20 protein-coding genes are annotated in these 22660 nt (G+C 73.2%); 13 read left to right on the forward strand and 7 right to left on the reverse strand.

The features are described 5' to 3' along the window. Positions 1-4: 4 nt before the first annotated feature. Positions 5-2539, reverse strand: a complete 2535-nt coding sequence (locus ABD709_RS11660) for a CHAT domain-containing protein (RefSeq protein WP_344775516.1) — start codon at positions 2537-2539, stop codon at positions 5-7. 122 nt (positions 2540-2661) lie between these two features. Here ABD709_RS11660 and ABD709_RS11665 point away from each other — a divergent pair, with 122 nt between their 5' ends. Beyond that, complete coding sequence (locus tag ABD709_RS11665; RefSeq protein WP_344775518.1) at positions 2662-4098, forward strand: S8 family peptidase; 1437 nt, start codon at positions 2662-2664, stop codon at positions 4096-4098. 106 nt (positions 4099-4204) lie between these two features. Here ABD709_RS11665 and ABD709_RS11670 read toward each other — a convergent pair whose 3' ends face one another. Beyond that, positions 4205-4678 (reverse strand): hypothetical protein, encoded by a 474-nt coding sequence (locus tag ABD709_RS11670; RefSeq protein ID WP_344775520.1) that lies wholly within the window; start codon positions 4676-4678, stop codon positions 4205-4207. Then, positions 4675-5268: an RNA polymerase sigma factor gene (locus tag ABD709_RS11675; protein WP_344775522.1), complete on the reverse strand. Its 594-nt coding sequence runs from the start codon at positions 5266-5268 to the stop codon at positions 4675-4677. Before ABD709_RS11675 ends, ABD709_RS11670 begins: the two co-directional genes overlap by 4 nt. A gap of 187 nt (positions 5269-5455) precedes the next feature. Here ABD709_RS11675 and ABD709_RS11680 point away from each other — a divergent pair, with 187 nt between their 5' ends. Both ABD709_RS11680 and ABD709_RS11685 read left to right on the forward strand, forming a co-directional pair. Then, a complete protein-coding gene (locus ABD709_RS11680) occupies positions 5456-5833 on the forward strand; it encodes a hypothetical protein (protein ID WP_344775523.1) in 378 nt (125 codons plus the stop codon). Next, positions 5830-6099 (forward strand): response regulator transcription factor, encoded by a 270-nt coding sequence (locus ABD709_RS11685; RefSeq protein WP_344775525.1) that lies wholly within the window; start codon positions 5830-5832, stop codon positions 6097-6099. The genes ABD709_RS11680 and ABD709_RS11685 overlap by 4 nt, the downstream gene beginning before the upstream one ends. Positions 6100-6275: 176 nt before the next feature. Here ABD709_RS11685 and ABD709_RS11690 read toward each other — a convergent pair whose 3' ends face one another. Further along, positions 6276-8474: a HelD family protein gene (locus ABD709_RS11690; RefSeq protein ID WP_344775527.1), complete on the reverse strand. Its 2199-nt coding sequence runs from the start codon at positions 8472-8474 to the stop codon at positions 6276-6278. Positions 8475-8542: 68 nt separating this feature from the next. Further along, a complete protein-coding gene (locus tag ABD709_RS11695; protein ID WP_344775529.1) occupies positions 8543-9130 on the reverse strand; it encodes a TetR/AcrR family transcriptional regulator in 588 nt (195 codons plus the stop codon). Between the two features lie 90 nt (positions 9131-9220). Between ABD709_RS11695 and ABD709_RS11700 the strand changes: the two genes are divergently transcribed. After that, on the forward strand, positions 9221-10753 hold the full coding sequence (locus ABD709_RS11700) for an MFS transporter (protein WP_344775531.1): 1533 nt from the start codon (positions 9221-9223) through the stop codon (positions 10751-10753). A 6-nt stretch (positions 10754-10759) separates the two neighbouring features. On the opposite strand, the gene ABD709_RS11705 is transcribed toward ABD709_RS11700, so the two are convergent. Further along, positions 10760-11344, reverse strand: coding sequence for a winged helix-turn-helix domain-containing protein (locus ABD709_RS11705; protein ID WP_344775533.1), 585 nt, complete (start codon positions 11342-11344; stop codon positions 10760-10762). 68 nt (positions 11345-11412) lie between these two features. Here ABD709_RS11705 and ABD709_RS11710 point away from each other — a divergent pair, with 68 nt between their 5' ends. After that, positions 11413-12666: an MFS transporter gene (locus ABD709_RS11710; protein WP_344775535.1), complete on the forward strand. Its 1254-nt coding sequence runs from the start codon at positions 11413-11415 to the stop codon at positions 12664-12666. A 5-nt stretch (positions 12667-12671) separates the two neighbouring features. On the opposite strand, the gene ABD709_RS11715 is transcribed toward ABD709_RS11710, so the two are convergent. Beyond that, positions 12672-13439 (reverse strand): enoyl-CoA hydratase-related protein, encoded by a 768-nt coding sequence (locus tag ABD709_RS11715; RefSeq protein WP_344775537.1) that lies wholly within the window; start codon positions 13437-13439, stop codon positions 12672-12674. A gap of 99 nt (positions 13440-13538) precedes the next feature. Between ABD709_RS11715 and ABD709_RS11720 the strand changes: the two genes are divergently transcribed. The 8 genes from ABD709_RS11720 to ABD709_RS11755 all read left to right on the forward strand — a co-directional run bounded on the left by ABD709_RS11720 (position 13539) and on the right by ABD709_RS11755 (position 22651). After that, positions 13539-15035 (forward strand): molybdopterin-dependent oxidoreductase, encoded by a 1497-nt coding sequence (locus ABD709_RS11720; protein WP_344775539.1) that lies wholly within the window; start codon positions 13539-13541, stop codon positions 15033-15035. Between the two features lie 128 nt (positions 15036-15163). After that, positions 15164-15832, forward strand: coding sequence for a fasciclin domain-containing protein (locus ABD709_RS11725; RefSeq protein WP_344775541.1), 669 nt, complete (start codon positions 15164-15166; stop codon positions 15830-15832). A 39-nt stretch (positions 15833-15871) separates the two neighbouring features. Further along, entirely contained in the window at positions 15872-16486 is a 615-nt protein-coding gene (gene sigK, locus ABD709_RS11730) for an ECF RNA polymerase sigma factor SigK (RefSeq protein WP_344775543.1), read from the forward strand. After that, positions 16483-17220 (forward strand): anti-sigma factor, encoded by a 738-nt coding sequence (locus ABD709_RS11735; RefSeq protein WP_344775545.1) that lies wholly within the window; start codon positions 16483-16485, stop codon positions 17218-17220. Before sigK ends, ABD709_RS11735 begins: the two co-directional genes overlap by 4 nt. A gap of 4 nt (positions 17221-17224) precedes the next feature. Continuing rightward, the gene (locus tag ABD709_RS11740) at positions 17225-19264 is read left to right on the forward strand and encodes an FAD-dependent oxidoreductase (protein ID WP_344775547.1); all 2040 of its coding nucleotides are present in this window, start codon (positions 17225-17227) and stop codon (positions 19262-19264) included. Continuing rightward, positions 19261-20544, forward strand: coding sequence for a class I SAM-dependent methyltransferase (locus tag ABD709_RS11745; RefSeq protein ID WP_344775549.1), 1284 nt, complete (start codon positions 19261-19263; stop codon positions 20542-20544). The genes ABD709_RS11740 and ABD709_RS11745 overlap by 4 nt, the downstream gene beginning before the upstream one ends. Continuing rightward, a complete protein-coding gene (locus tag ABD709_RS11750; protein WP_344775551.1) occupies positions 20541-21839 on the forward strand; it encodes a class I SAM-dependent methyltransferase in 1299 nt (432 codons plus the stop codon). Before ABD709_RS11745 ends, ABD709_RS11750 begins: the two co-directional genes overlap by 4 nt. After that, on the forward strand, positions 21833-22651 hold the full coding sequence (locus ABD709_RS11755; protein ID WP_344775553.1) for a DUF1295 domain-containing protein: 819 nt from the start codon (positions 21833-21835) through the stop codon (positions 22649-22651). The genes ABD709_RS11750 and ABD709_RS11755 overlap by 7 nt, the downstream gene beginning before the upstream one ends. Positions 22652-22660 lie beyond the last annotated feature (9 nt).

Genomic DNA, 22660 nt, shown 5'->3' on the forward strand with positions numbered 1-22660 from the left:
CTGCTCAGACGCCGAGGGCGACGAACGATGCCGCGGTGCCGGCCGTGACCGGATCGGCGGCCTGCTGCCGTACTTCGAGCAGCGCGGCCGCCGGGTCCAGGCCGCGCGCGAGGCCGTCGTGGAGGGCGACCATCAGCTCCGCGGTCGCGGCGTCGTTGACCTCCGCCACGCTGCAGACCAGGCCGGCGGAGCCGAGCGAGAACAGGGCAGCGGCGAGGCCGAGGAGCTCCTCCGCGCCGACCGGCGCGAGGACGCCGGACTCGCAGGCCGAGAGGACCACGCGGTACGGCGCCCGCCGCACCCGCTCCAGGTCGTGCACGGTCAAGGGGCCGTCGGCCAGGTCGAGCGCCGAGAAGAGCGGGCTGTCCGCGCGGAAGCGGCCGTGCGCCGCGAGGTGGACCAGGTCGGCGCCGTCGATGCGATCGAGGACGGTCTCGAGGGTGGCGGCGTTGCCGTCCAGGAGGTCCGCACCGTCGAGCCGCTCCGCCAGCACGGGCACCTCGGCCCCGCCCGACTCGAGCGCCGGGCCGGCGACGAGCACCCTGCGGCGGGTTCGCGGTCGGCGTACTGACTGGGCACGGAGGTACTGGCCCGCGGACGGAACCACGCTGAAGGGGCGGTCGTGCAGCCCAGGGAGGAGCGCCCACGGCAGCCCGTGCAGGCGCGCAGTCGGGGCGAGGGTGACCGGACCGTCGGGGATCAGCCGAGCGGCATCGCCCAGGATCGTGTCCTGGAGTCGGCGACCGAGGTCCGCGGTGGATGCCGGGCGGCCCCGGGATGCACGGCGGAGCAGCATCGCCGTCGGGCCGAGCAGATCGGCGGCCTCGGTGGTGGTGCCGGCCACGCGGCGCCGTACCCGTCCGGCGTGGACGACCAGCACGTGCAGCGCGCCATCCACATCGACGAGCTCGACCAGACACCCGTCGCCCACGCCGGCGACGACCTCCTCGGCAGTCGCCGGCCGCTGCGCCGCATCGGCGGTCGCGGAGAGGGTGTGGTGCTCGGACCGTACGGCGCGCTCGAGCCGCAGCCGCTCACGCTCCAGCTGCTCGGTCGGCTCACCGGCCTGCCGCGCCTCGGCGAGCTTTCGCCCGTTGTCCCGCAGTGCCGCCAGCGACTCGGGGATCGTCGCCGCGTCGGACGTCGCCGGCGGCTGCGCCAGCGCCGTCGCCCGGGTCCGCTCGCTCCACCGCAGCAGCGTCCGCGGGTCGTGCGCCGCATGCCGCAGCGCGATGGTGGTCAGCTCCCGGCCGTGGGTCGTCGCCAGCGCCCGGAGCTCGCTGCTGCCCAGGAGGCGGCGGTGCTCGTCGATCGCGTCCAGCCCCGCCGCACACGCCCGCAGGACCCCGCCACGGTCCTCGGCATCCTCGCGCTCGAGCGCCCGCGCCAGCAAGGCACCAGCACGGACCAGGCCGTTCGGCCGGTCGCGGTACGACGCCGCCTCGAGCCAGAGCCGCCGCCGCTCGTCACCCTTCGCCAGCCGGCCGGCCAGTGTCAGCGCGAGCGGCGCCTCGTCGGCGCGCTCCTCGTGGAGCTGAGAAGCGACTGACGTCGCTTGCCGGGCCAGGCCGCGGACATTGCCGATCGCAAGCCGCGCGCGGACGGCAACGAGCCGGGCGCGACGCTCGAACCATCCGCGCCTCTGACGTCGGAACTGCGCACGAGCATGGACAGCGCGGTCCAGCGCGACGACATGATGCCCTGCGGCGGACATTGCCCACGCCAGGAACAGCTCGATCTCTGCGATCTCCAAGGGCGTGGCGGCAAGGTCGGTCGCAACAGGTTCGACCACGTCGATCGCGTCGCGAGCCAGGCCGGCCGCCAGCAACGTGCCTCCGTACAGCACCAACGTCTCCGATCGCGGAGTAAGGCCGCAACGCTCGTAGCTGTCGAGCACGTCGGCATACCGTCGAAGGCCACCAGCGAGGTCTCCGCGTGCCACCGCGATCTCCGCGAGGTTCTCCAGCGCGTACAAGCGCTCGACGTCGGCGTGGTCCTCGAGCAGCATCTGTTCGGCGATCGCGATCTCGTGCTCGGCGGCGGCGATCGCACCGCGACGCAGCTCGACGTGGCCGAGCCACGTCCGAGTCCTGGCCTCCCAGCCGCGGTTCCCGCCACGTCTGAACTCGCTCAGCGCTCGACGCATCTCCGGAGCCGCCTCGTCGAGGCGACCAAGGAGCGCCAGCACTCCAGCCCTTCTCATCCTGATCGTTGCGGCGAGCTCTCCTCGGGCGCCCGATAGCGCGCGCTCCAGCTCGTGAAGGCCCTGACGGGTTCGCCCCGCATGTGCGAGCGTGCCCCCCAACGTCGCTCGCAGGTCCCGCTCGCGCTCGGCGTTCTCCGCGGCACAAGCGTCGGCCAAGCCCAGCCGCAGCTGGGCGAGCGCCTCGTCGACCTTGCCGGCGCCGCGCAGCACGATGCCCATGGACTGTCGCGCGTACGACCGCTCGACAAGGTCGGCGCTCGTCTCGAGGACGAGCGATGCACGACGACGTGCCTCGACTGGGTCCTCCAGAGCCTGGTCGAGCAGGTCCTGCATCGGCGACCTCGACAGGTGAGGGTTGAGGGGAAGCACTCTTTACGCCGCTTCCCGAGCGCCACTACGTTAGCGGCGCCGGCGGGGCTCGGACCGCTTCGTCCTCCCATCTCCCAGGAGTGGCCATGTCGGAGTCTGACCGCAACCCCGTTCCGATCTCCCGATTTCGCGTCGTCCTGAACCGGCTGCGCTTTCCCTGGGACTGGATCCGCCGCGACCCCGGTCCGACACCGGGTCGCGGCGACGGCGCGAAGGACGACCCTCGGGAGAGGCTGCGGGTCCAGGTCGGTGTCGTCCGGGACGCGATGGGCGGCGACGTGGCCACCGCAGGATCCGACGGCGCCGCTCGCGCCGAGGACGACGCGGACACCGCCTACCTGTTCCGCCCGGGTCACGCGCTGGTGCGCGACGACGAGACCTTCGAGCGGTTGGACCGCTTCTTCGGCGACCGTCAGGACACTTACGCCGGGAGGCTCGACCGCGTTCCGGACCGAGCGGGAGACACAGGCATCCTGGTGCGGCTCCCCTCCAGGCGCGACGAGCGGGACGACGTCCTCGCAACCCTGGACGAGGTAGATGATGCTTTCCGCCCGTCCGCGCAGGACGATCCTGACGGCTACCGCGTGTACACCGAGCATCCGGTGATGACGCCTGACCATCTCTTGTACGTGACGGCGACCGGCCACCTCTGCCCAGCCACCGAGCCCCAAACGGTTCGCACCGACCGTCCCTGGCCGGACGTGAACCCGGACGAGACCGCGGGGGAGGGCATCCGCGTATCCGTCGTCGACACCGGCCTCTGGCTGGGGGCGCTCGACAATCCGGCGGTGCCGTGGATGGACGGCGTCGTACCGGCCTCGCCGCTGGACGAGGAGGTCATCCTCCCTCCGGCGATCCACCCCTACGGCGGGCACGGCACCTTCGTCGCGGGGGTCATCCAGTGCATGGCGCCCGCCAGCCGGGTTGAGGTCGAGGGCGCGCTCACACACGGCGGGGCCGTCTACGAGTCCGACATCTGCCTGCAGCTGCACCAGGCGCTCACCGAGCGCGAGCACCCTCAGATCATCAGCATCTCGGCGGGTACGCACACCCGGAAGAACATGGCCCTGCTCGGCTTCGACATGCTCGCCGCGGCGCACGGTCTCGACGACGGCGAGGACACCATCGTCGTTGCAGCCGCGGGCAACGACGGCAGCACCGACCCGTTCTGGCCCGCCGCCTTCCCGTGGGTCGTCGGCGTCGGCTCGGTCGACTCCGACGGCAAGATGTCCGACTACTCCAACCACGGTGAGTGGGTGGACGTCTACGCCCGTGGCCGCGACCTGGTCAACGCGTTCCCCACCGGCACCTACACCTGTTACGAGCCGCCGAACAAGGGTCAGGTCCGCCAGTTCAAGAACCTCGCGCAGTGGAGCGGTACGTCGTTCTCGACGCCGGTCGTCACCGGCCTGATCGCCGCCCGGATGAGCGCCGCCGGCGAGAACGCCCAGCAGGCCAGGGCCGCCGTGCTCAAGGGCGCCACCACCACCGGCGGCCTCCCGATCGTCGGCCCGCTCACCTGACTGCTCGCCGAGTCGGCAGAAACTCGGGCCGTACGACGCCGAGTCGGCAGAAACTCGGGCCCTACGACGCCGAGTCGGCTCAAGCTTGAGCCGACTCGGCGAGATGTCAGAGGGTGACCCAGGGGGTGGTGAGGGTCCAGCCGGCGCGCTCGACGATGAAGCGGGTGGGCCCGGGGCCGATGTCGGGGAGGCGGAAGAAGCCGGCGGCGTCGGTCTCGACCTGCCGCTCGTCGCCACCGGGGCGCAGGAGGGTCACGGTCGTCGGCTGGGTCGGGTCGGAGGCGGCACCCTCGCCGACCACCTCGCCGAGCACGGAGTCGCCCTCGACCTCGATCTCGAGGGTCAGGCCGCTGCGGCCGAAGGAGATCGACCGGGGCACGTCCGCGCTCGACCGGACCGCGGCCCCGGCGTCCAGCGCCGAGTCGTGCAAGAGCTCGGCGAGCTCCTGGTCCACGCTCCGCCAGGTGTACGCCGAACGCGCGGCCTCCCGACGCCGCTCGCTCACCGCGCTCCGCTCGGCCACCGCCTCGCCGAGCGCGGCAAGGAGCTCGTCGTCGGTCATCTCGTCCCAGGTGCTCATCGGGTGTCTCCGCCCACAAGTTCCGGACCGATGCCCTTGAGGGCACGGGTCCTGCGTAGTTGGTCGAGCGCGCGGGCGCGGGTCGGTCCGATGCTCCCGATCGGGATCCCGAGGCGCTCGCTGATCGCCTCGTAGCCCACGGGCGGGTCGGCCAGCAGCAGCAGGAGCAGCTCGCGCCGTGCGGCCGGCAGCTCGTCGAGCGCCTCCCGCAGCAGCTGGCGCCGCTCGGCGGCCAGCAGCTCCTCGTCGGCGACGTCGAGCTCGACCGCGTCGAGCCCGAGCCCGGTGTCGTCCTGCGGGTCGACCAGACGTACCCGGCCGCGCGCCGCGAGCACCCGCAGGCACTCGTTGCGCGCCGTCGTGCGGATCCAGCCGGGCAGGGCCGCTGGCTCACGCAGCTCGTCGAGGTGCTCGACCAGCCGCAGCCAGACGGTCTGGCTGACGTCGTCGCCGTCCGCCTCGGACAACCGGTGCCGCCGTGCGATCGCGTCGACGAGCGGCAGGAACCGCTCCACGATCGCGTCCCACGCGGACGAGTCGCCCTCGCGCGCGGCGCGGACGAGATCGGCCAGCGGATGAGTCGCGTCCACGTCCGACCTCCTCTCACGCCTCCGGGACCGTGCCGGATTGCATGGTCCCGCACATACAGAGCGTCGGGCCAGTGCCATAGATACATCGAGTTTCCACGTATCTGGGGGATCAGGTTCCGGGTCCTCCTTCCAGTGAACCCCGTCGGGTGGTGACCCCCACCACCGGCTCCCCGGAAGGAACATCGACATGACCTGGAACGACACCCACGAGCGGACCCGCATCTTCCACGAGGTGGAGGCGGCCGCGGCTGCCGACATGACCGGCGCCCTGCCCTGGCGCGCCGAGTGGTCGGCGTACTTCAACGGCCCCGAGGGCCTGCTCATCGCGCTCCGCTCCCGCTGGGAGCGGATGCTCGAGGCCCAGCTCGACGCACGGACGGGCGAGGACGAGTTCACCGACACCTACGCCAAGCTGCGCCGCTCGCAGGTCGGCATCCTGGCGATCCTCCGCGCCGCGGAGAGGCAGGCGACGCGGGTCCTGGAGCTGACCGGCCCCCGACCGATGGTGACGAAGCCCCGGGTGGTGCGCTTCCGCCGCGGCCCGATCCTCCCCACCAGCCGGTGACCGCCGTCGTCTGGGCACCCGCGCAGCCGGCGCGCGGGTGCCCGATCGAGCCGCTGTCGCGGCGGGAGCTCGAGGTCCTCGAGCTGATCGCCGAGGGCCAGTCCAACGCCGGGATCGCGCGCCGGCTCTATCTCTCCGCGCGCACCGTGGAGGCGGTCTGCTCCCGGATCTTCATCAAGCTCGACCTGCCGCCGTCCGAGGACGTCAACCGCCGCGTGCTCGCGGCGCTCGTCCTGCTGCGCGGCGAGCACGACCCCCACACCTGAGACGTTCCGGCGGCCGCGCCGTGCGTGGGGGTACGGCGCGGCGGGCGCGGCCGGTGGGAGCACTCCCCTCTCCACCGGCCGCGCTCAACCCACGGTTCGACGTGCTCGAAGTGAGGGTTCGACGTGCTCGAAGTGACGGTTCGACGTGCTCGAAGTGAGGGTTCGACGCGAGGGGGTCAGGAGATCGTCGTCAGCAGCTGCGTCGCACGGGTCAGGACGACGTAGAGGGTGGCCCGACCGGTCGCCGACTCGTCCTCGATCTCCTGGGGGCGCACGACCACGATGCCGTCGAACTCGAGGCCCTTGGTGTCCAGGCCGGTGAGCACGACGACGCGGTCCTCGCCCGAGGGGGTCGACTGCGCGTCGGCGGCGGCACGAGCGGCGCCCGCGGCGTCGCCGGCCAGCTCCGGCCACGACGCGAGCCACGAGTTCACCTCGCTGCGGCGGGCCACCGGCACCACGATCCCGACGGTGCCGCTCACCGTCCGCGCCATCTCCACCACGGCCTCCCGGGTCGCGGCCTCGAGGTCGGTGACGCCGGTGATGTCGACGGGCTCGGTGCCCGTTCGGCGTACGGCGTCCGGCAGGTCGGCGTCGAGGCCGACCCGCTCGGCGTACGCCGCCGCGTGGGCGTAGATCTCCGCGGAGTTGCGGTAGTTGGTCGACAGGTGGAACTCGTGCACCTGCTTGCCCTCGAGCGCCGCGGCACGCGCGGCGGCGGACTCGGCAGGGACCGGCCAGGACGACTGGGCCGGGTCACCGACGATCGTCCAGGAGGCCGTGCGTCCGCGACGGCCGACCATCCGCCACTGCATCGGCGTCAGGTCCTGCGCCTCGTCGATGAGGACGTGCGCGAATCCGTCGTCCTCGATGCTGTGGGTCGGCGGCGTCCAGCCCCGGCCGGTGGCGTACTCCCGGTCCGAGGCGGTCATCAGCTCCTGGATGTCGACGGCGCCCTCGATCAGGCCGAGCGGGTCGTCCCGCTCGTCGTCGGAGCGCTGCGGCACGTCGCCGAGCGCGTAGCGCAGCTCGTCGACCAGGGGGACGTCCTCGATCGACAGCCCGGCGCCCTCGGACCAGGCCTTGGTCAGCACCCGCTGCTCCTCGGGCGCCAGCACGCCCTCGGCGACGCGGGCGAGGAAGTCCGGGTCGTGCAGCCAGCCGAGCACGGTGGGTGCGTCGAGCGGCGGGCACCAGCCGAGCGCGAAGTCGAGGAAGTCCTGGCGCGAGAGCATGTCGTCGTCGAAGGCCTCCCGGCCCCGCTCACGACCGCGCTCGCCGCGGACCTGGCGCCACATCGCGTCGAGCAGCGCGGCGGACACGCGCGGGAGCTGCTTGTTGCGGCGGCCCTGGGACATCAGCGACCGGCGGACCTGCCCGAGCCGGGAGCGGTCCAGGACGATCCGCTCGTCGCGCCAGAACACGCGGAACTCGGTCGGGCTGCCGGGCGCCTGCTGGCGCGCGGCGCGGCGCATGACCTCGGCCATCCGCTCCGAGCCCTTGATGTCGGCGACCGCCGGCTCGTCGTGCCGGGTGGCGCGCAGCCCGTCGACGACCTCGCCCAGCGACCGCAGCGCGACCGCGGTCTCACCGAGGGAGGGCAGCACCCGCTCGATGTAGCGCATGAACACACCCGAGGGGCCGACGACGAGCACGCCGCCGGACTCGTAGCGGCGCCGGTCGTTGTAGAGCAGGTACGCCGCGCGGTGCAGCGCCACGACCGTCTTGCCGGTGCCGGGGCCGCCGCTGATCGCGACGACGCCCTTGCCGGGCGCCCGGATCGCCTTGTCCTGCTCGGCCTGGATGGTCGCGACGATCGAGTGCATTGACCGGTCCCGCGCGCGGGAGAGCTGCGCCATCAGCGCACCCTCGCCCACGATCGGCAGCTCGCGGCCCTGCGCCTCGGCCTGCGCCAGGGCGTCGGCGTCCAGCAGCTCGTCCTCGACACCGACCACCTTCGGGCCCGTGCTGCGGAGCACCCGCCGGCGGATCACGTGCTGCGGCTCGGCGGCCGTCGCCTGGTAGAACACGGCGGCGGCCGGGGCGCGCCAGTCGATGAGCAGGGAGTCGCGGTTGTCGTCACGCAGGCCGATCCGGCCGACGTACCGCGGCTCGGGGTCCACACCGGAGTCCAGGTCGAGCCGGCCGAACACCAGCCCCTCGTGCGCGGCGTCGAGCTGGGCGATGCGCTTGGCCGCCTGGAACACCATCGCGTCCCGCTCGACCAGGCCGCCCTCGTGGCCCAGCCTGCCGCGGGAGTGGCCCTCGCGCGCCAGCTCCTGGGCAGCCTTGCCGGCCTGCTCGAGCTGGGCATAGACGCGATCCACGAACGACTGCTCGGCGGAGACCTCCCGCTCGACCAACTGATCCGTCACCGACGCTTCCCCTTGGACGTCCGATTGCCGCCCGATTTCGGAGGCGGCAAGTCGTCTACCTTACCGGGTCAGGGAGTCAGGGAGTCGTCGATCCGGTCCAACAGCCTGGCGAGGTCGGCGTCGCGCTCGCGCTTGGTCGTGCCGCTCAGCGGTCCGCGGCCGTAGAGCATGGCGAAGCCGTGCACGCTGGCCCAGCAGGTCAGCTCGGCTCCCGGTCGCTTGTCGTGCGGCATGTAGCCGGTGGCCTCGCACTCGTCGAGCGCGGCGACCAGCTCTTGGTAGGCCCCGGCCAGGTCCCCCAGGTCGTGCACGTTGTCGAAGGCGACCGCGAACAGACCGGGCTCCGCGAGTGCGTACTCGACGTACGCCTGCCCGGTCGCGCGCAACCGCTTGCGCGCCCGCTCCCGCGGGTCCTTCACGCGAAGTCGTCGCGCCCGTGCCCGCATCGCCTCGGCGAGCTCCCGGTGACCGACCCGGGCGACCTCGGCCAACAGCTCCTCGCGGTCGGCGAAGTGCCGGTACGCCGCGTTGTGCGACACGCCGCTGCGCCGCGCGACCTCCCGCAGCACGACCCCGTCGGGCCCCTTCTCCCGACCCAGCGCGACGGCGGCGTCGACGAGCACCTCGCGGAGGTTGCCGTGGTGGTAGGAGCTCACGGGCGCATCTAACCACGGTGCATGTTGACAGCGTCAACACTGCGTGCCATCGTTGCCATGTTGACACTGTCCACATGTTCGGAGTCGTCCATGAACCGCAAAGCCGGGATCCTCGCCGCGGTGTACGTCGCGGTGCTCGCGATCAACATCGACGTCACGATCGTGAACGTCGCGCTGCCGAGCATCGCCCGGGAGCTGGGCGCCGGAACCCGCGGCCTGCAGTGGGTCGTGGACGGTTACAACCTCGCCTTCACCGCGCTGGTGCTGGCGTTCGGCAGCCTGTCCGACCGCTACGGACGCCGGCCCGCCCTGATCGTCGGCCTGCTCGGCTTCGCGGCGACCAGCGTGCTCGGCGCACTGGTCGACTCGACCGGCGCGCTCATCACGGCGCGCTTCGGCATGGGCGCGTTCGCCGCGATGATCTTCCCCGCGACCCTCTCGATCATCTCGAACGCGTTCCCCGACCGGAAGCAGCGCGCGGCCGCGCTCGGTGGCTGGGGCGCGGTCGTCGGCGTCGGCGTCGCCTCCGGCCCGGTGACCGGCGGCCTGCTGCTCGAGCACTTCTACTGGGGCAGCATCTTCCTCGCCCTCGCGCCGATGGCGCTGGTCGCCGCCGGGCTCGCGTTCTGGCTGGTGCCGGAGTCCCGCGACCGCTCGGTGCCCGCGCTCGACGTCCGGGGTCTGCTCGTCTCCGTCGCGATGCTCGGAACGCTCGTCTACACGGTGATCGAGGCGCCGGACCGCGGCTGGTCCAGTGCCGTGACGCTCGCCGGGTTCGCGACCTCGGCCGTGCTCGTGGCCGCGTTCGTCCTCGTGGAGCGCGCGGCCGAGCACCCCATGCTCGACGTCCGCCTCTTCACCGACCGCCGGTTCAGCGCGGCGAGCGGCGCCGTGACCGCCAACTTCTTCGCTCTCGCGGGGTTCATCTTCCTGATCACGCAGTACTTCCAGGTGGTCCGCGGGTTCGGCCCGCTCTCGACGGGCTCGCGGATCCTGCCGGTCGCGCTCTCGATCGCGGTCGCATCGGTGCTGGGCGGGATCCTGGCGCCCCGGATCGGCACCAAGGTCGTGGTGGTGACCGGCCTCGCGTTCTTCGGCACGGCGATGGCGTGGATCGCCCTGAGCGCGGAGGTGGACACGCCGTACTGGACCGTGATCGTCCCGCAGATGGTGCTGATGGGCCTCGGCATGGGCATGGTCTCCACCCCCGCGACGGAGTCGATCATGCTCGTGCTGCCGCCCGCCCGTGCCGGCGTGGGGTCGGCGGTGAACGACGCGACCCGGGAGCTCGGCTCGACGCTCGGTGTCGCCGTCGTCGGCTCGGTGTTCTCCTCGGTCTTCGGGTCCCGGCTCCTCGACAGCGCGTTCGCCGCGACCGGTCAGGCCGACCGCGCGAGCGACTCGGTGCCCGTGGCGGTCGCGATCGCCGGTCACGACCCGGCTCTGCTGCACGCGGTGCAGGACTCGTTCCTGTCCGGGCTGACCACCGGCTGCCTGGTCGTCGCCGGCCTCTGCTTCGCCGCCGCGCTCGCCGGCCTGTTCGCCCTCCCCGGCCGTCGCTTCCAGGCGCGCGCAGCGGACGGCACCGCGGGGGCTGCGCCGGAGCCTGTGTCCGTCGGCTGAGCGTCGTCAGGTGCGGCGCGGGTCCGGGTCCTCCGGGTGCGGCTGCAGGACGGAGAACCACAGATAGGTGCGGCGGTCGTCGGCACCGCCTCGGGTGCGCGCGGCCCAGCGGTCGACCACGGCGTCGAGCTCGGCGGCCAGCTCGCTGGCCTCCTCCTTGGTGAGCCGGACCGCGCTCTCCGTCACGGTGCGCAGGGTGTCGGGATCGCGGCGCGCGTCGTCGAAGACCGCGTCGACGACCGCGTGGCCCCACTCGGCCCGGTGCCGGCGGAACACGGCCGCCGCCGCCCGGCCGCCGGGAGACTTCTCGATCTCGCTCAGCTCGACGCGCACGCCGTCGTCCGACGCGCTGCGCCAGACGCGGTCGCGGCGGTCGCGTGCGGCCTCGGGGGCCTCGACGACCAGGCCGTACTTCGCCAGCTGGCGGAGGTGGAAGCTCATCTGGTTGGCCGGGAGGCCGAGGGCCGCCGCGAGGTCGGCCGCGCGCATCGGCCCGGTCGCGGTCAGCTCGGTGAGGATGCGGTTGCGCAGCGGGTGGGCGATCGCCCGCAGGATCTTGGGGTCGTGGACCTGGCGGTTCGTCGAGGGCACGACACAATGGTAGACCACTTCCGCACGATCTATTGCGCAATGAATAGTGCGCAACATACGGTGCGCATATGTCGTCGTACCGATCGCTCCGCCGCAACCACGACTTCGGCGTGCTCTGGGTCGCGCAGACGGTCAGCGAGGTCGGCAGCCGCGCGTCGCTGTTCGTCTTCCCGCTTGTCGCCTATGCACTGACCGGCTCGACCGGCCTGGCCGCGGCCGCCGAGGCGACCTACCTCCTCGGACTCGCGGGCGCGCTCCTCCCGGCCGGCCCGCTCGTGGACCGGGTCGACCCCCGCCGGGTCATGCGATCGGCCAGTGCTGCGGGCGCGCTGCTCTACGCCTCGCTGGTGGCGGCCCTCCTCGCGCACGCCCTGACGGCGCCGCACCTTCTGCTCGTCGCCCTCCTCACGGGAGCAGCGTCCGGTCTCTTCGGACCGGCGGAGGCGAAGGCCGTCCGCGCGGTCGTGCCGGCCGAGGACCTCCCGACCGCCCTGAGCCAGAACCAGGCCCGGCTCCACCTGGCCACGCTGCTCAGCGCGCCGGCAGGCGGTCTCATGTACGCCGCGGCGCGGTGGGTGCCGTTCGCCGCGGACGCGGTGAGCTTCGCCTTCTCGTGGGTGCTGCTCGGCCGGCTCCGCACCGACCTGACCGCGCCGGCCGGCCGGTCGCGTCGGTCTCCGAGGCAGGACCTCGCCGAGGGCCTGCGCTTCGTCTGGTCACGCCCGCTCTTCCGCACCCTCGCGGTGTGGGGTCCGCTGTCGAACCTCACGATCAACGCGTTGTTCTTCGCCGCGATCCTGCGGCTGATCAACGGTGGCTTCGACGCCGTGCACATCGGCCTGGTCGAGGCCACCGCCGGCGCGGCCGGCATCGTCGGCGCCGTGCTCGCGCCGTGGGTCCTCGACCGGGTGCCGACCGGCTGGTTGACGGTCGCGGTCGCCTGGGCGTTCCTTCCTCTGGTCGCGCCGATGGCGGTCTGGAACCACCCCGCGGTGGTCGCCGCGGCGCTCGGCACCGGGATGCTGCTCAACCCCGCCGGCAACACCGGGATGAGCTCCTACCGCCTGGCCCGCACGCCACCTGAGCTGGTGGGCCGCGTGCAGGCCTCGACCCAGTTCCTCGCGATGGCGGCCCTGCCCCTGTCGCCGGTCCTCGCCGGCACCTTGCTCTCGCTGCTCGGCGGCCCGGCCGCGATCGCCGTGCTCGGCGGGTGCAGCGGCCTGGTCGCCCTCATCCCGACGCTCTCCCGCCACGTCCGCACGGTGCCACGCCCGAGCGCCTGGGCAGCGGCCGAGCCCGCCGCGGTGCCCGCCGCTGCCTGACCGGCTCAGCCCTTCTTGCGGGTCAGGAAGGCGGTCATCGCCTCCCGCGCTTCGTCGGACCCGAAGAGGCGGGCACTCAGGACGATCATCTCCTCCGCACCCGCGTCGATCCGGGCGACCAGGTCGCGGTTGAGCACCCGCTTCGACTCGCGCAGCCCCTGGGCCGCGCCGGTGGCGAGGCTCGCGACCGTCGCGGCCACGGTCGCGTCCAGCTCGTCGGCGGGCACCGCCTTCGTGACCAGTCCGTACGAGGCCGCCTCGCTGCCGCTGAAGGCCTCGCCACCGAGCGTGGTCAGTGCCGCGGCGCGCGGGCTCATCCGGTGGTGCACGGTGAGGCTGATGATCGCTGCGGCCAGGCCCAGCTTGACCTCGGTCAGGGCGAACGAGGCGTCGTCGGCGACGATCGCGATGTCCGAGGCAGCCACGATCCCGATGCCGCCCGCCCGCACCGCTCCGACGACCACGCTGACGACCGGCTTCCCCATCGTCACGATGAGCCGCTGCAGGGCGACGATCGCCCGGGCCCCCTCCTCCATCGGGACGGTGGCGGCCTCGGACAGGTCGGCTCCCGAGCAGAAGACCCGCCCGGAGGACTGCAGCACCACCACCAGGACGTCGTCGTCGGCCTCGGCGCGCTCGATCCGCTCGAGCAGCTCGGTCACCAGCTGTCGCGAGAGCGCGTTCCGGTTGTGCGGGGAGTCCAAGGTGATGGTCGCGACCCGGTCGGCGACCTCGTAGTGGACCAGCTCGTGCGTCTCCGGTGTCTCGGACATGCTCGCCATCCTGCTGAACTCGGACCAAAAATACAATCAGTCCTGACTGTTTCTTTGTCGTGATGCCATCCGAACGGGCCTCGGCTCCGAACCATCCCCATGAGGACCCGACTGCTCTGGGCTGCCTACGGCCTGCTCGCGACCCTGGCCGGCATCGGCCTGGCCCACCTGCTGGCCTCGGTCACCGACCCGGCCAACTCGCCGGTGCTGGCCGTCGGCTCCGCGGTCATCGACCTGACGCCCACGCCCGCGAAGGAATGGGCGATCCGGCACTTCGGGTCCAACGACAAGCGCGTCCTGGTCGGCTCGGTGATGGCCGGCGTCCTGATCCTCGCCGGGGTCGCCGGGCTGATCGCCCGCCGCCGGACGCGGTACGGCGCCGCGCTGCTCGTCGTCCTGGTGGGCATCGCCGGGGTCGCGGTGATGACGCGCCCGGAGGCCTCCCTCACCGACCTGTTCCCCAGCCTGCTGGCAGCCGTCGTGGCCGTCCTCGCCCTGGTCCTGCTGGCGCGGGAGCAGAGTGGCGTCACCGAGGCCGGCGGTCGCCGGGGGGTCCTCCTCGCGATCGGCGCCGTCGCGGCGGTCGCCGCGGTGGGCGGGATCGCCGGCCAGGTCGTCTCCAAGCTCCGACTCCGTCCCGAGGACGTGAACCTGCCCAAGGCCGCCGACGCGGCCCGGGCGTTGCCCACCGGGCTGGACAAGCAGGTCCCCGGCATCACGCCGTTCCGGACCGACAACTCCGACTTCTACCGTGTCGACACCCGCCTCGACACCCCGATCCTCAGCGCCGGCGACTGGACGCTGACCATCGACGGCGACGTGGAGAAGGAGGTCGTCCTCACCTTCGACGACCTGCTCGCGATGCCGCTGATCGAGCGCGACATCACCCTGACCTGCGTCTCCAACAGCGTGGGCGGGCCCTACATCGGCGCCGCACGCTGGCTCGGCGTACGCCTCACCGACCTCCTCGACAAGGCCGGCGTCGGCGACCGCGCCGACCAGATCCTGTCCACCGACTTCGACGGGATGACGATCAGCACGCCCCTGGACCTCGCCACCGACGGCCGCGACGCGATGGTCTGCGTCGGCATGAACGGCGAGCCGCTACCCCGCGAGCACGGGTTCCCCGTGCGGATGGTGATCCCCGGCCTCTACGGCTTCATCAGCGCGACCAAGTGGGTCACCCGCCTGACGCTGACGACGTACGCCGACCGCGAGGCCTACTGGACCAAGCGCGACTGGGCGACCGACGCCCCCATCAAGCCCTCGGCCCGGATCGACACGCCCAAGGCCCTGGCCCAGCTCGACGCGGGCGACATCGTCGTCGGCGGCGTCGCCTGGGCGCAGGAGCGCGGCGGGATCGCCAAGGTGCAGGTGAGCATCGACGGCGGGGCGTGGCAGGACGCGAACCTCGGCCCCGACGGAGGCAACGACTACTGGCGCCAGTGGTTCTACCGCTGGAGCGCCGACGCCGGCTCCCACCGGGTCTCCGCGCGCGCCGTCACCGGCGACGGCGAGGTGCAGACCGCGGACCGCGCCGAGCCGTTCCCCAATGGCGCCAGCGGCCTGCACGAGCTGATCGTCACCGTCTCCTGACCCGTACCTCCGTCGACCCGTCGCGAAGTTGGCGACGGGTCGACGTTTTTCTCGGCCGCGGGCAATCCGATCCGGTTGCGGCGCCGAACAACCTTCAGAAGACCGATTCGACCGAAAGGCACCAGACCATGAAGCTCCACCACCTCCGCCGCGGCGCCACCGTCGCTGTCGCCGGCCTCGCGCTGTCGATGACGCTGGCCGCATGTGGCAGCGACGACGACAGCTCGAGCGGGTCGGACTCCTCGGCCAAGTCCGGCGGCTCCAGCGACTCCATGTCCTCCGACGCCGGCTCGCAGACCTTCGGCGACGGCTGCTCGCAGGTCCCGACCTCCGGCGCCGGCTCCTTCGACGGAATGGTCAAGGACCCCGTCGCCACCGCCGCGAGCAACAACCCGCTGCTCAAGACGCTCGTCGCCGCCGTCGGCTCCATCGACGGCCTCGCCGACACGCTCAACGGCTCCGAGGCGCTCACCGTGTTCGCGCCCTACGACGGCGCGTTCGCCGAGATCCCCAAGAAGGACCTCAACGCGCTGGTCAAGGGCGGCACGGAGCAGGGCCAGGACAGCACGCTCTACAAGATCCTCGCGCACCACGTGCTCGGCGAGAACGACGACGAGAGCGCCGTCAGCGGCGAGCACGACACCCTCGCCGGCGACACCCTGACGATCTCGGGCGACCCCGAGAGCGGGATGACCGTCTCGGACGGCACCGTCACCGCGAACGTGCTGTGCGGGAACATCCCGACCGCCAACGCGACCGTCTACGTCATCGACAAGGTGCTGACCGGGGTCAAGTGACCCTCGCCAGGCAGCCTTAGACCCGGAAGGATCACCATCATGGGTCCAGGCCGCAACGAGCGGGCCGGCGCCCCCCACGTGGGGGCGCCGGTCGGCGCGGGTGCCGAGCCGGACGCGCTGGCCGCTCTCCTGCAGCGCTCCGCCCGCGGGGACCGCGCCGCCTTCGCCGAGCTGTACGACGCCACGGCGCCCCGGGCCCACGGCCTGGCGGTCCGGGTCGTCCGCGACCCGGCCCAGGCCGAGGAGGTCACCCAGGAGGCCTACCTCGACGTCTGGCGGACCGCGAGCCGGTTCGATCCCGAGCTGGGCAGCGCGCTGACCTGGCTGCTCACGATCGTCCACCGCAAGGCGGTCGACCGGGTCCGCAGCGCCGAGGCCAGCGGTCGTCGGGAGGCGACCTACCACCACCGCAACCAGACGATCGACCACGACGCCACCGCGGAGGCCGCGCACGCCTCGCTCGAGGCGCGCCGGGTCCGGGCGGCGCTCACGCAGCTCACCGATGTCCAGCGCGAGGCGATCGAGCTGGCGTACTTCGGCGGCTACACCCACACGGAGGTGGCCGCCCTCCTCGACCTGCCGGTCGGGACAGCAAAGACCAGGATTCGCGACGGCCTCATCCGGCTCCGCGACACGATCGGAGTAGGGACATGACCGATCACATGAACGACGTGCACGCCCTCTCGGGCGCGTACGCCGTCGACGCGCTCGACGACGCCGAGCGCGCCCGGTTCGAGGAGCACCTGCGCCGATGCCCGGACTGCCGCGCCGAGGTGGCCGGACTCCGCGAGACCGCCGCGAGCCTCCCCGTGCAGCCGGCCGCTCCGCCGCCGCAGCTGCGGGACCGCATCCTCGAGGGGATCGAGACGATCCGCCCGCTGCCGCCGCTGACCCAGACGACCGCCGACGTCGTGCCGTTGACCCGCCGTCGGCTCCGCCCGGCCCCGACCTCGCTGCTCGTGGCCGCGGTCGCCGTGCTGATCGCGGCCGTCGGCGGCGCGTTCTTCCTGCACCCGTGGTCCTCGGACCGCGGCCAGGTCCAGGAGACCGCGGCCGACAAGGTCCTCGACGCCGACGACGCCACCCGCATCACCGAGAAGCTCGGGGACGCCCAGGCCACCGTCGTCATCTCCCGCTCGGAGGGCCGGGCGGTCATCGTCACCAAGGACATGCCGCTCGCGCCCGACGGCCGTACCTACGAGCTCTGGTTCCAGACCCCGCAGGGCACCATGCAGCCCGCCGGCCTGATGCCCGACGACCAGGACGCGACCGTGCTGCTCGACGGCGACGCCAGCGACGCCACCGGCGTCGGCATCACGGTCGAGCCCGACGGCGGCTCGCCGGAGCCGACCAGCGACCCGATCGCCTTCTTCGCGCTCGCGACCTGATCCGATGACCACGACCTCTCCCCGACGGCTGGCCGTCGTCGGGTCGGGCGTCGCCGGCCTGACCGCGGCGTACGTCGCCTCGCGCAGCGCGCACGTGACGCTGTTCGAGGCCGACACCCGGCTCGGCGGCCACGCCGACACGCACCTCGTGACCGACCCCGCGGGCCGTGAGCTCGCGATCGACACGGGCTTCATCGTGCACAACCGCCGCACCTACCCGGTCCTCCTGCGGCTCTTCGCCGAGCTGGGCGTCCCGACCCAGCCGTCGGAGATGTCGATGTCGATCAGCGACGAGGGCAGCGGCCTGGAGTGGGCCGGCGCACTCGGCCGCCGCGGCCTGTTCCCGACCGGCGCCAACCTCCGCGACCCGCGGTACCTGCGGATGCTGGCCGAGATCCCGCGGTTCCACCGGCGTGCGCGGCGGCTGCTCGCGGCCGACGGTTCGGGCGAGGACCTCACGACGCTGGCCACCTTCCTCGAGAAGGGCCGCTTCACGCCGTACTTCCGCCGCCACTTCGTCGAGCCGCTCGTCGCCGCGGTCTGGTCGTGCGACCCCGCGGTGGCGGCGGACTACCCCGCGGCCTACCTGTTCACGTTCCTCCAGCACCACGGGATGCTCGGCGTCCTCGGGTCCCCGACCTGGCGCACCGTCGCCGGCGGCTCCCGGACGTACGTCGAGCGCGTGGCCGCCGCCGTCCAGGGAGCCGGTGGCGAGGTCCGCACGAGCGCGCCGGTCGTCGAGTTGACGGAGGCCGGCTCCGGTGTGCTCGTGCGGACACCCCACGGCGTGGAGGAGTTCGACGCGGCCGTCGTCGCGTCTCACCCGCGCCAGGCGCTGGACCTGCTGACCTGCCCCACCGACGCCCAGCGCGAGCTGCTCGGCGCCCTGCCCTACTCCGCCAACAGCGCGCTCCTGCACACCGACACCCGCCTGCTGCCCTCCGCGCGCAACGCGTGGGCGTCCTGGAACTTCCGCCGGCCGACGGTGGACCAGGGGGCGGTCCTGGTGACCTACGACCTGACCCGGCTGCAGCGACTGCCCACCGCCACCCGCTACCTGGTCACGCTCGGCGGCGAGCACCTGGTCGACCCGGCGACAGTCATCGCGCGCCGCGACTACGAGCACCCGCTCTACACCCCGTCGTCCGTCGCTGCGCGCGCCCGGCTCCGGGAGGCCGACACCGGGCGGATCGCCTTCGCCGGCGCCTACCACGGCTGGGGCTTCCACGAGGATGGCGCCCGCTCGGGGCTCGCCGCGGTGGAGCGCCTCGGCCTGCGCTGGCCGGCCGCCGCGATCACCCCGGCCGCCCAGGCCGAAGCGGCCACGCCGGTCGCCCCGTCGACGTACGCCACGACCATCACGCACCGCCGGCACCAGCCGGTGCAGCGCTCGTTCCGGCACCGCTCGCACCTGTGGGTCGTCGACCTCGACGACCTGCCCGACCACGGCCGGCTCGGCTGGCTGCGGGGGCGGTTCGCCGCGCGCGACCACTTCACCGGCCGGGCACCGACGATCCGCGCCGGGCTCGAGGCCTTCCTCGCCCGCAACGGCGTCGACGCGGCCCTCGGCCGGGTGCTGATGGCCGCGCACCCTCGCGCGCTCGGTCAGTGCTTCAACCCGATCTCGGTGTTCTGGTGCTGGCCCGACCACGACCGCAGCGGCGCCCCGGCGGCGACCGTCGTCGAGGTGCACAACACCTACGGCGACCGGCACGCCTACCTCGTGCCGGCCGACGGGCGCGGCGTCGGCACCGTCGACAAGGCCATGTACGTCTCCCCGTTCCACGGCACCGACGGCAGCTACGAGGTCGTCGCGCCCCCGCCCGATCCGGCGACGGGACGGCTCGCTGTCGCGGTCCGGCTGCGCACCCCCGACGGCGCCCGCTTCGAGGCGTCGCTCGTGGGCCGCCCAGCACCGGCGCCCCGCGTGGCCCTCAGCAGTCTCCGCGGTGCCGCCCTGATCCGGGCGCACGGCGTCGCCCTCTGGCTCCGCGGCCTGCCCGTCCAACCCCGACCGGTCCACCACCAGGAAGGTGCCCGATGACCGCCACCACCCAGACCCCGGCCCTCCTCAGCTGGCCGGACCTCGCGACCGTGCCGCCCAGCGGCCCCGGGGCCCGGATCGCCCGCCGGCTGTTCCGCTCGGCCGTCCGCCGCCTCGACGTCACGGTCCACCTGGCCGCGACCGGCACCCGTCCCGCGGAGACGCTCGGCAGGGGCGGTCCGGCGATCCACGTGCACCGGCCCGACGAGCTGTTCGCCCGGCTCGCCAAGGACCAGCTGATCGGGTTCGGCGAGGCCTACATGACCGGCGCGTGGGACGAGGGCGACGACCCGGCCGCCCTCGGCGACTTCCTCACCGTGCTCGCCGCGGACGTCGACCGGTTGATCCCGAGGTCGTTGCAGCGGCTCCGGGGCGTCGTCGTGCACCGGCTGCCGCGCAGCCACCACGGCGCGCGGGCGACGACGCAGGAGAACGTCGCGCACCACTACGACCTCTCCAACGACCTGTTCGCGCTGTTCCTCGATCCCACGATGACCTACAGCTCGGCGCTCTTCAGCGATCCCGCGCACGCCACGGCGGCCGACCTCGTTCCCGCGCAGCACCGCAAGATCGACCGGCTCCTCGACCAGGCCGGCGTCGGCGCCGGGACCCGGCTGCTCGAGATCGGCACCGGGTGGGGGGAGCTCGCGGTCCGGGCCGCCGCCCGTGGCGCGACCGTCCGCTCGATCACGCTCTCCGTCGAGCAGCAGCACCTCGCGCAGCAGCGGATCGCCGACGCCGGCCTCTCGCACCTGGTCGAGGTCGAGCTCTGCGACTACCGCGCCCTGCTCGACGACCCGGCGTCCGCGGCGGCGTACGACGCCGTGGTCTCGGTCGAGATGATCGAGGCGGTCGGCCACCGCTACTGGCCGACGTACTTCCGCACCCTCGACCACGTGCTCGCCCCCGGCGGCCGGGTCGCGATCCAGGCGATCACGATGCCCCACGACCGGATGGTCGCGACCCGGGACACCCACACGTTCATCACCAAGTACATCTTCCCCGGCGGCGCGCTGCCGTCGGTCCGCGCGATCGAGGAGACCGCCGCCCGGAACACGGGGCTGCGGGTCGTCGACCGGTTCGCCATGGGTCACCACTACGCGCAGACGCTGCGACTCTGGGACGAGGCGTTCCGCGGCGCGGCCGACCGCGTCCGGGCGCTCGGCTTCGACGAGACGTTCCTGCGGATGTGGCACCTCTACCTGGAGTACAGCCGCGCCGGGTTCGCCTCGGGCTACATCGACGACCACCAGATCACGCTCACCCGGGAGGACCGATGACCACCGTGACCGAGCGTCCGCGGACCGTCTCCGGCGACCGCGTCGCCGACCGGCTCGCGCGCGCCGTCGAGCCGTTCGCGGGCGGCGAGCTCCCCGTGCGGCTGGCCGCGTGGGACGGGTCGGTCGCCGGCCCGGCCGACGCCCCGCTGGTCGAGCTGCGCTCGCCGGACGCGCTGCGCCGGCTGCTGTGGCACCCGGGTGAGCTCGGCGCCGCCCAGGCCTACGTCACCGGTGAGCTGGACGTCCCCGGCGACCTCGACGTGGCGCTGACCCACGCGTTCGCCGTCGCGAGGGAGCGCGGGCTGCGGTCCGGGCGACCGTCGCTTCGCGCGCTGGCGGGCGCGCTCCGGACCGCCGTCGGCCTGGACCTGCTCGGCCGGCCGCCCGCGCCGCCGGCGACCCAGGCCCGGGTCCGCGGCCGGCTGCACAGCAAGGCGCGCGACCGCAGCGCGATCAGCCACCACTACGACGTGTCGACGGACTTCTACTCGCTGATCCTCGACCCGTCGATGGCCTACTCCTGCGGCTACCACGTGACGCCCGGGCTGAGCCTCGAGGAGGCCCAGCACGCCAAGCTCTCGCTGGTGTGCCGCAAGCTCGGCCTCGAGCCCGGCATGCGGCTGCTCGACGTCGGCTGCGGCTGGGGGTCGCTGTCGCTGCACGCCGCCGAGCACTTCGGCGCGCGGGTCGTCGGCGTGACGATCTCCGCCGAGCAGCAGCGGTACGCCGAGCAGGCGGTGCGGCGCCGCGGCCTGGAGGACCTGGTGGAGATCCGGCTGTGCGACTACCGCGACGCCGTACCGCTCCCCGGTGCCGAGTACGACGCGGTCGCGTCGCTGGAGATGGGCGAGCACGTCGGCGAGCGCAACTACCCGACCTACGCGCGGGTCCTGCACGACGCGGTCCGCCCCGGCGGCCGGGTCCTGGTGCAGCAGATGTCCCGCACCGGGCCGTGGCCGGGCGGTGGCCCGTTCATCGAGTCGTTCATCGCTCCCGACATGTACATGCGGCCGGTCGGCGAGACCGCGGGCCTGCTCGAGGCCTCCGGCCTCGAGCTGCGCGACGTGCACGCCCTCCGGGAGCACTACGTGCAGACGGTCGCCGGTTGGATCGAGCGGTTCGAGCAGAACGTGGACCAGCTCACCGAGCTCGTCGGCGAGGAGATGGTCCGGGTCTGGCGGCTCTACCTCGTGGGCGGGTCGATGGCCTTCCGGGACGGCCGGATGGGGGTCGACCAGCTCCTGCTGGTCCGCCCGGGCGCACCGCACGACCTGCCTGCGGAGCGCACGTGGTGACAGCCGTCCTGGTGTCGCTCGCCGTCGTGGCGGCGGTGGCCGCCGCCGCGATGACCGTCACCGCGCTGGTCGCCCGCCACCAGGGCCGGGTGGTCGTCGTCGACGTGGCCTGGGGGGCCGCGCTGACGCTCTCGGCCCTCGCGGCCGCCGTTGTGGGGGCGGCGGCCGCGTCCGGCGACCGGGGCCGGGCCTGGCTGCTGGTCGCACTGGTCGCCGCGTGGGGGCTGCGCCTGTCGTGGCACATCCACCGTCGCAGTGGCGACGGCGAGGACCCGCGCTACGAGCGGCTGCTCGGCGGCCCGCTGGACGACGTCGGGATGGGCGTCGCCGTCCGCAAGGTGTTCCTCGTCCAGGGTGCGGCCATCTGCCTGGTCGCCCTCCCGGTGACCGTGGGCGCCGTCCTCGACGCGCCGTGGTGGCCGGCGGTCGTCGTCGGCGTCGCCGTCTGGGCGCTCGGCGTGGTGTTCGAGTCCGTCGGCGACGCGCAGCTCGCGGCCTACCGGAGGCAGCCGCGTGCCACGCGCCCGGCCGTCCTCGACACCGGGCTCTGGGGCTGGACCAGGCACCCGAACTACTTCGGCGACTCCTGCGTGTGGTGGGGCATCTGGCTCGCCGGCGGGGTCGCCAGCGGCTGGGTCGCGGCTCTCGCCACCGTCGTCGCGCCGGCCACGATGACCTTCTTCCTGGTGCGGGTCACCGGCGCCCGTCCGCTGGAGGAGACGATGATGCAGCGGCCCGCCTATCGCGAGTACGCCGCCCGCACCTCGATGTTCGTGCCCTTGCCACCACGTCGTTCACCGCGCGGTGCATAGTCTCCGTCC

The sequence above is a fragment of the Nocardioides panacisoli genome, assembly GCF_039537325.1.
GTDB classification, from domain to species: Bacteria; Actinomycetota; Actinomycetes; order Propionibacteriales; family Nocardioidaceae; genus Nocardioides; species Nocardioides panacisoli.

Coding starts and splice junctions, on each gene's coding strand:
- ABD709_RS11660 (WP_344775516.1), bottom strand. CDS start 2,539: ATGCAGGACCTGCTCGACCAGGCTCTGGAGGACCCAGTCGAGGCACGT.
- ABD709_RS11665 (WP_344775518.1), top strand. CDS start 2,662: ATGTCGGAGTCTGACCGCAACCCCGTTCCGATCTCCCGATTTCGCGTC.
- ABD709_RS11670 (WP_344775520.1), bottom strand. CDS start 4,678: ATGAGCACCTGGGACGAGATGACCGACGACGAGCTCCTTGCCGCGCTC.
- ABD709_RS11680 (WP_344775523.1), top strand. CDS start 5,456: ATGACCTGGAACGACACCCACGAGCGGACCCGCATCTTCCACGAGGTG.
- ABD709_RS11700 (WP_344775531.1), top strand. CDS start 9,221: ATGAACCGCAAAGCCGGGATCCTCGCCGCGGTGTACGTCGCGGTGCTC.
- ABD709_RS11710 (WP_344775535.1), top strand. CDS start 11,413: ATGTCGTCGTACCGATCGCTCCGCCGCAACCACGACTTCGGCGTGCTC.
- ABD709_RS11715 (WP_344775537.1), bottom strand. CDS start 13,439: ATGTCCGAGACACCGGAGACGCACGAGCTGGTCCACTACGAGGTCGCC.
- ABD709_RS11720 (WP_344775539.1), top strand. CDS start 13,539: ATGAGGACCCGACTGCTCTGGGCTGCCTACGGCCTGCTCGCGACCCTG.
- ABD709_RS11725 (WP_344775541.1), top strand. CDS start 15,164: ATGAAGCTCCACCACCTCCGCCGCGGCGCCACCGTCGCTGTCGCCGGC.
- sigK (WP_344775543.1), top strand. CDS start 15,872: ATGGGTCCAGGCCGCAACGAGCGGGCCGGCGCCCCCCACGTGGGGGCG.
- ABD709_RS11735 (WP_344775545.1), top strand. CDS start 16,483: ATGACCGATCACATGAACGACGTGCACGCCCTCTCGGGCGCGTACGCC.
- ABD709_RS11740 (WP_344775547.1), top strand. CDS start 17,225: ATGACCACGACCTCTCCCCGACGGCTGGCCGTCGTCGGGTCGGGCGTC.
- ABD709_RS11745 (WP_344775549.1), top strand. CDS start 19,261: ATGACCGCCACCACCCAGACCCCGGCCCTCCTCAGCTGGCCGGACCTC.
- ABD709_RS11750 (WP_344775551.1), top strand. CDS start 20,541: ATGACCACCGTGACCGAGCGTCCGCGGACCGTCTCCGGCGACCGCGTC.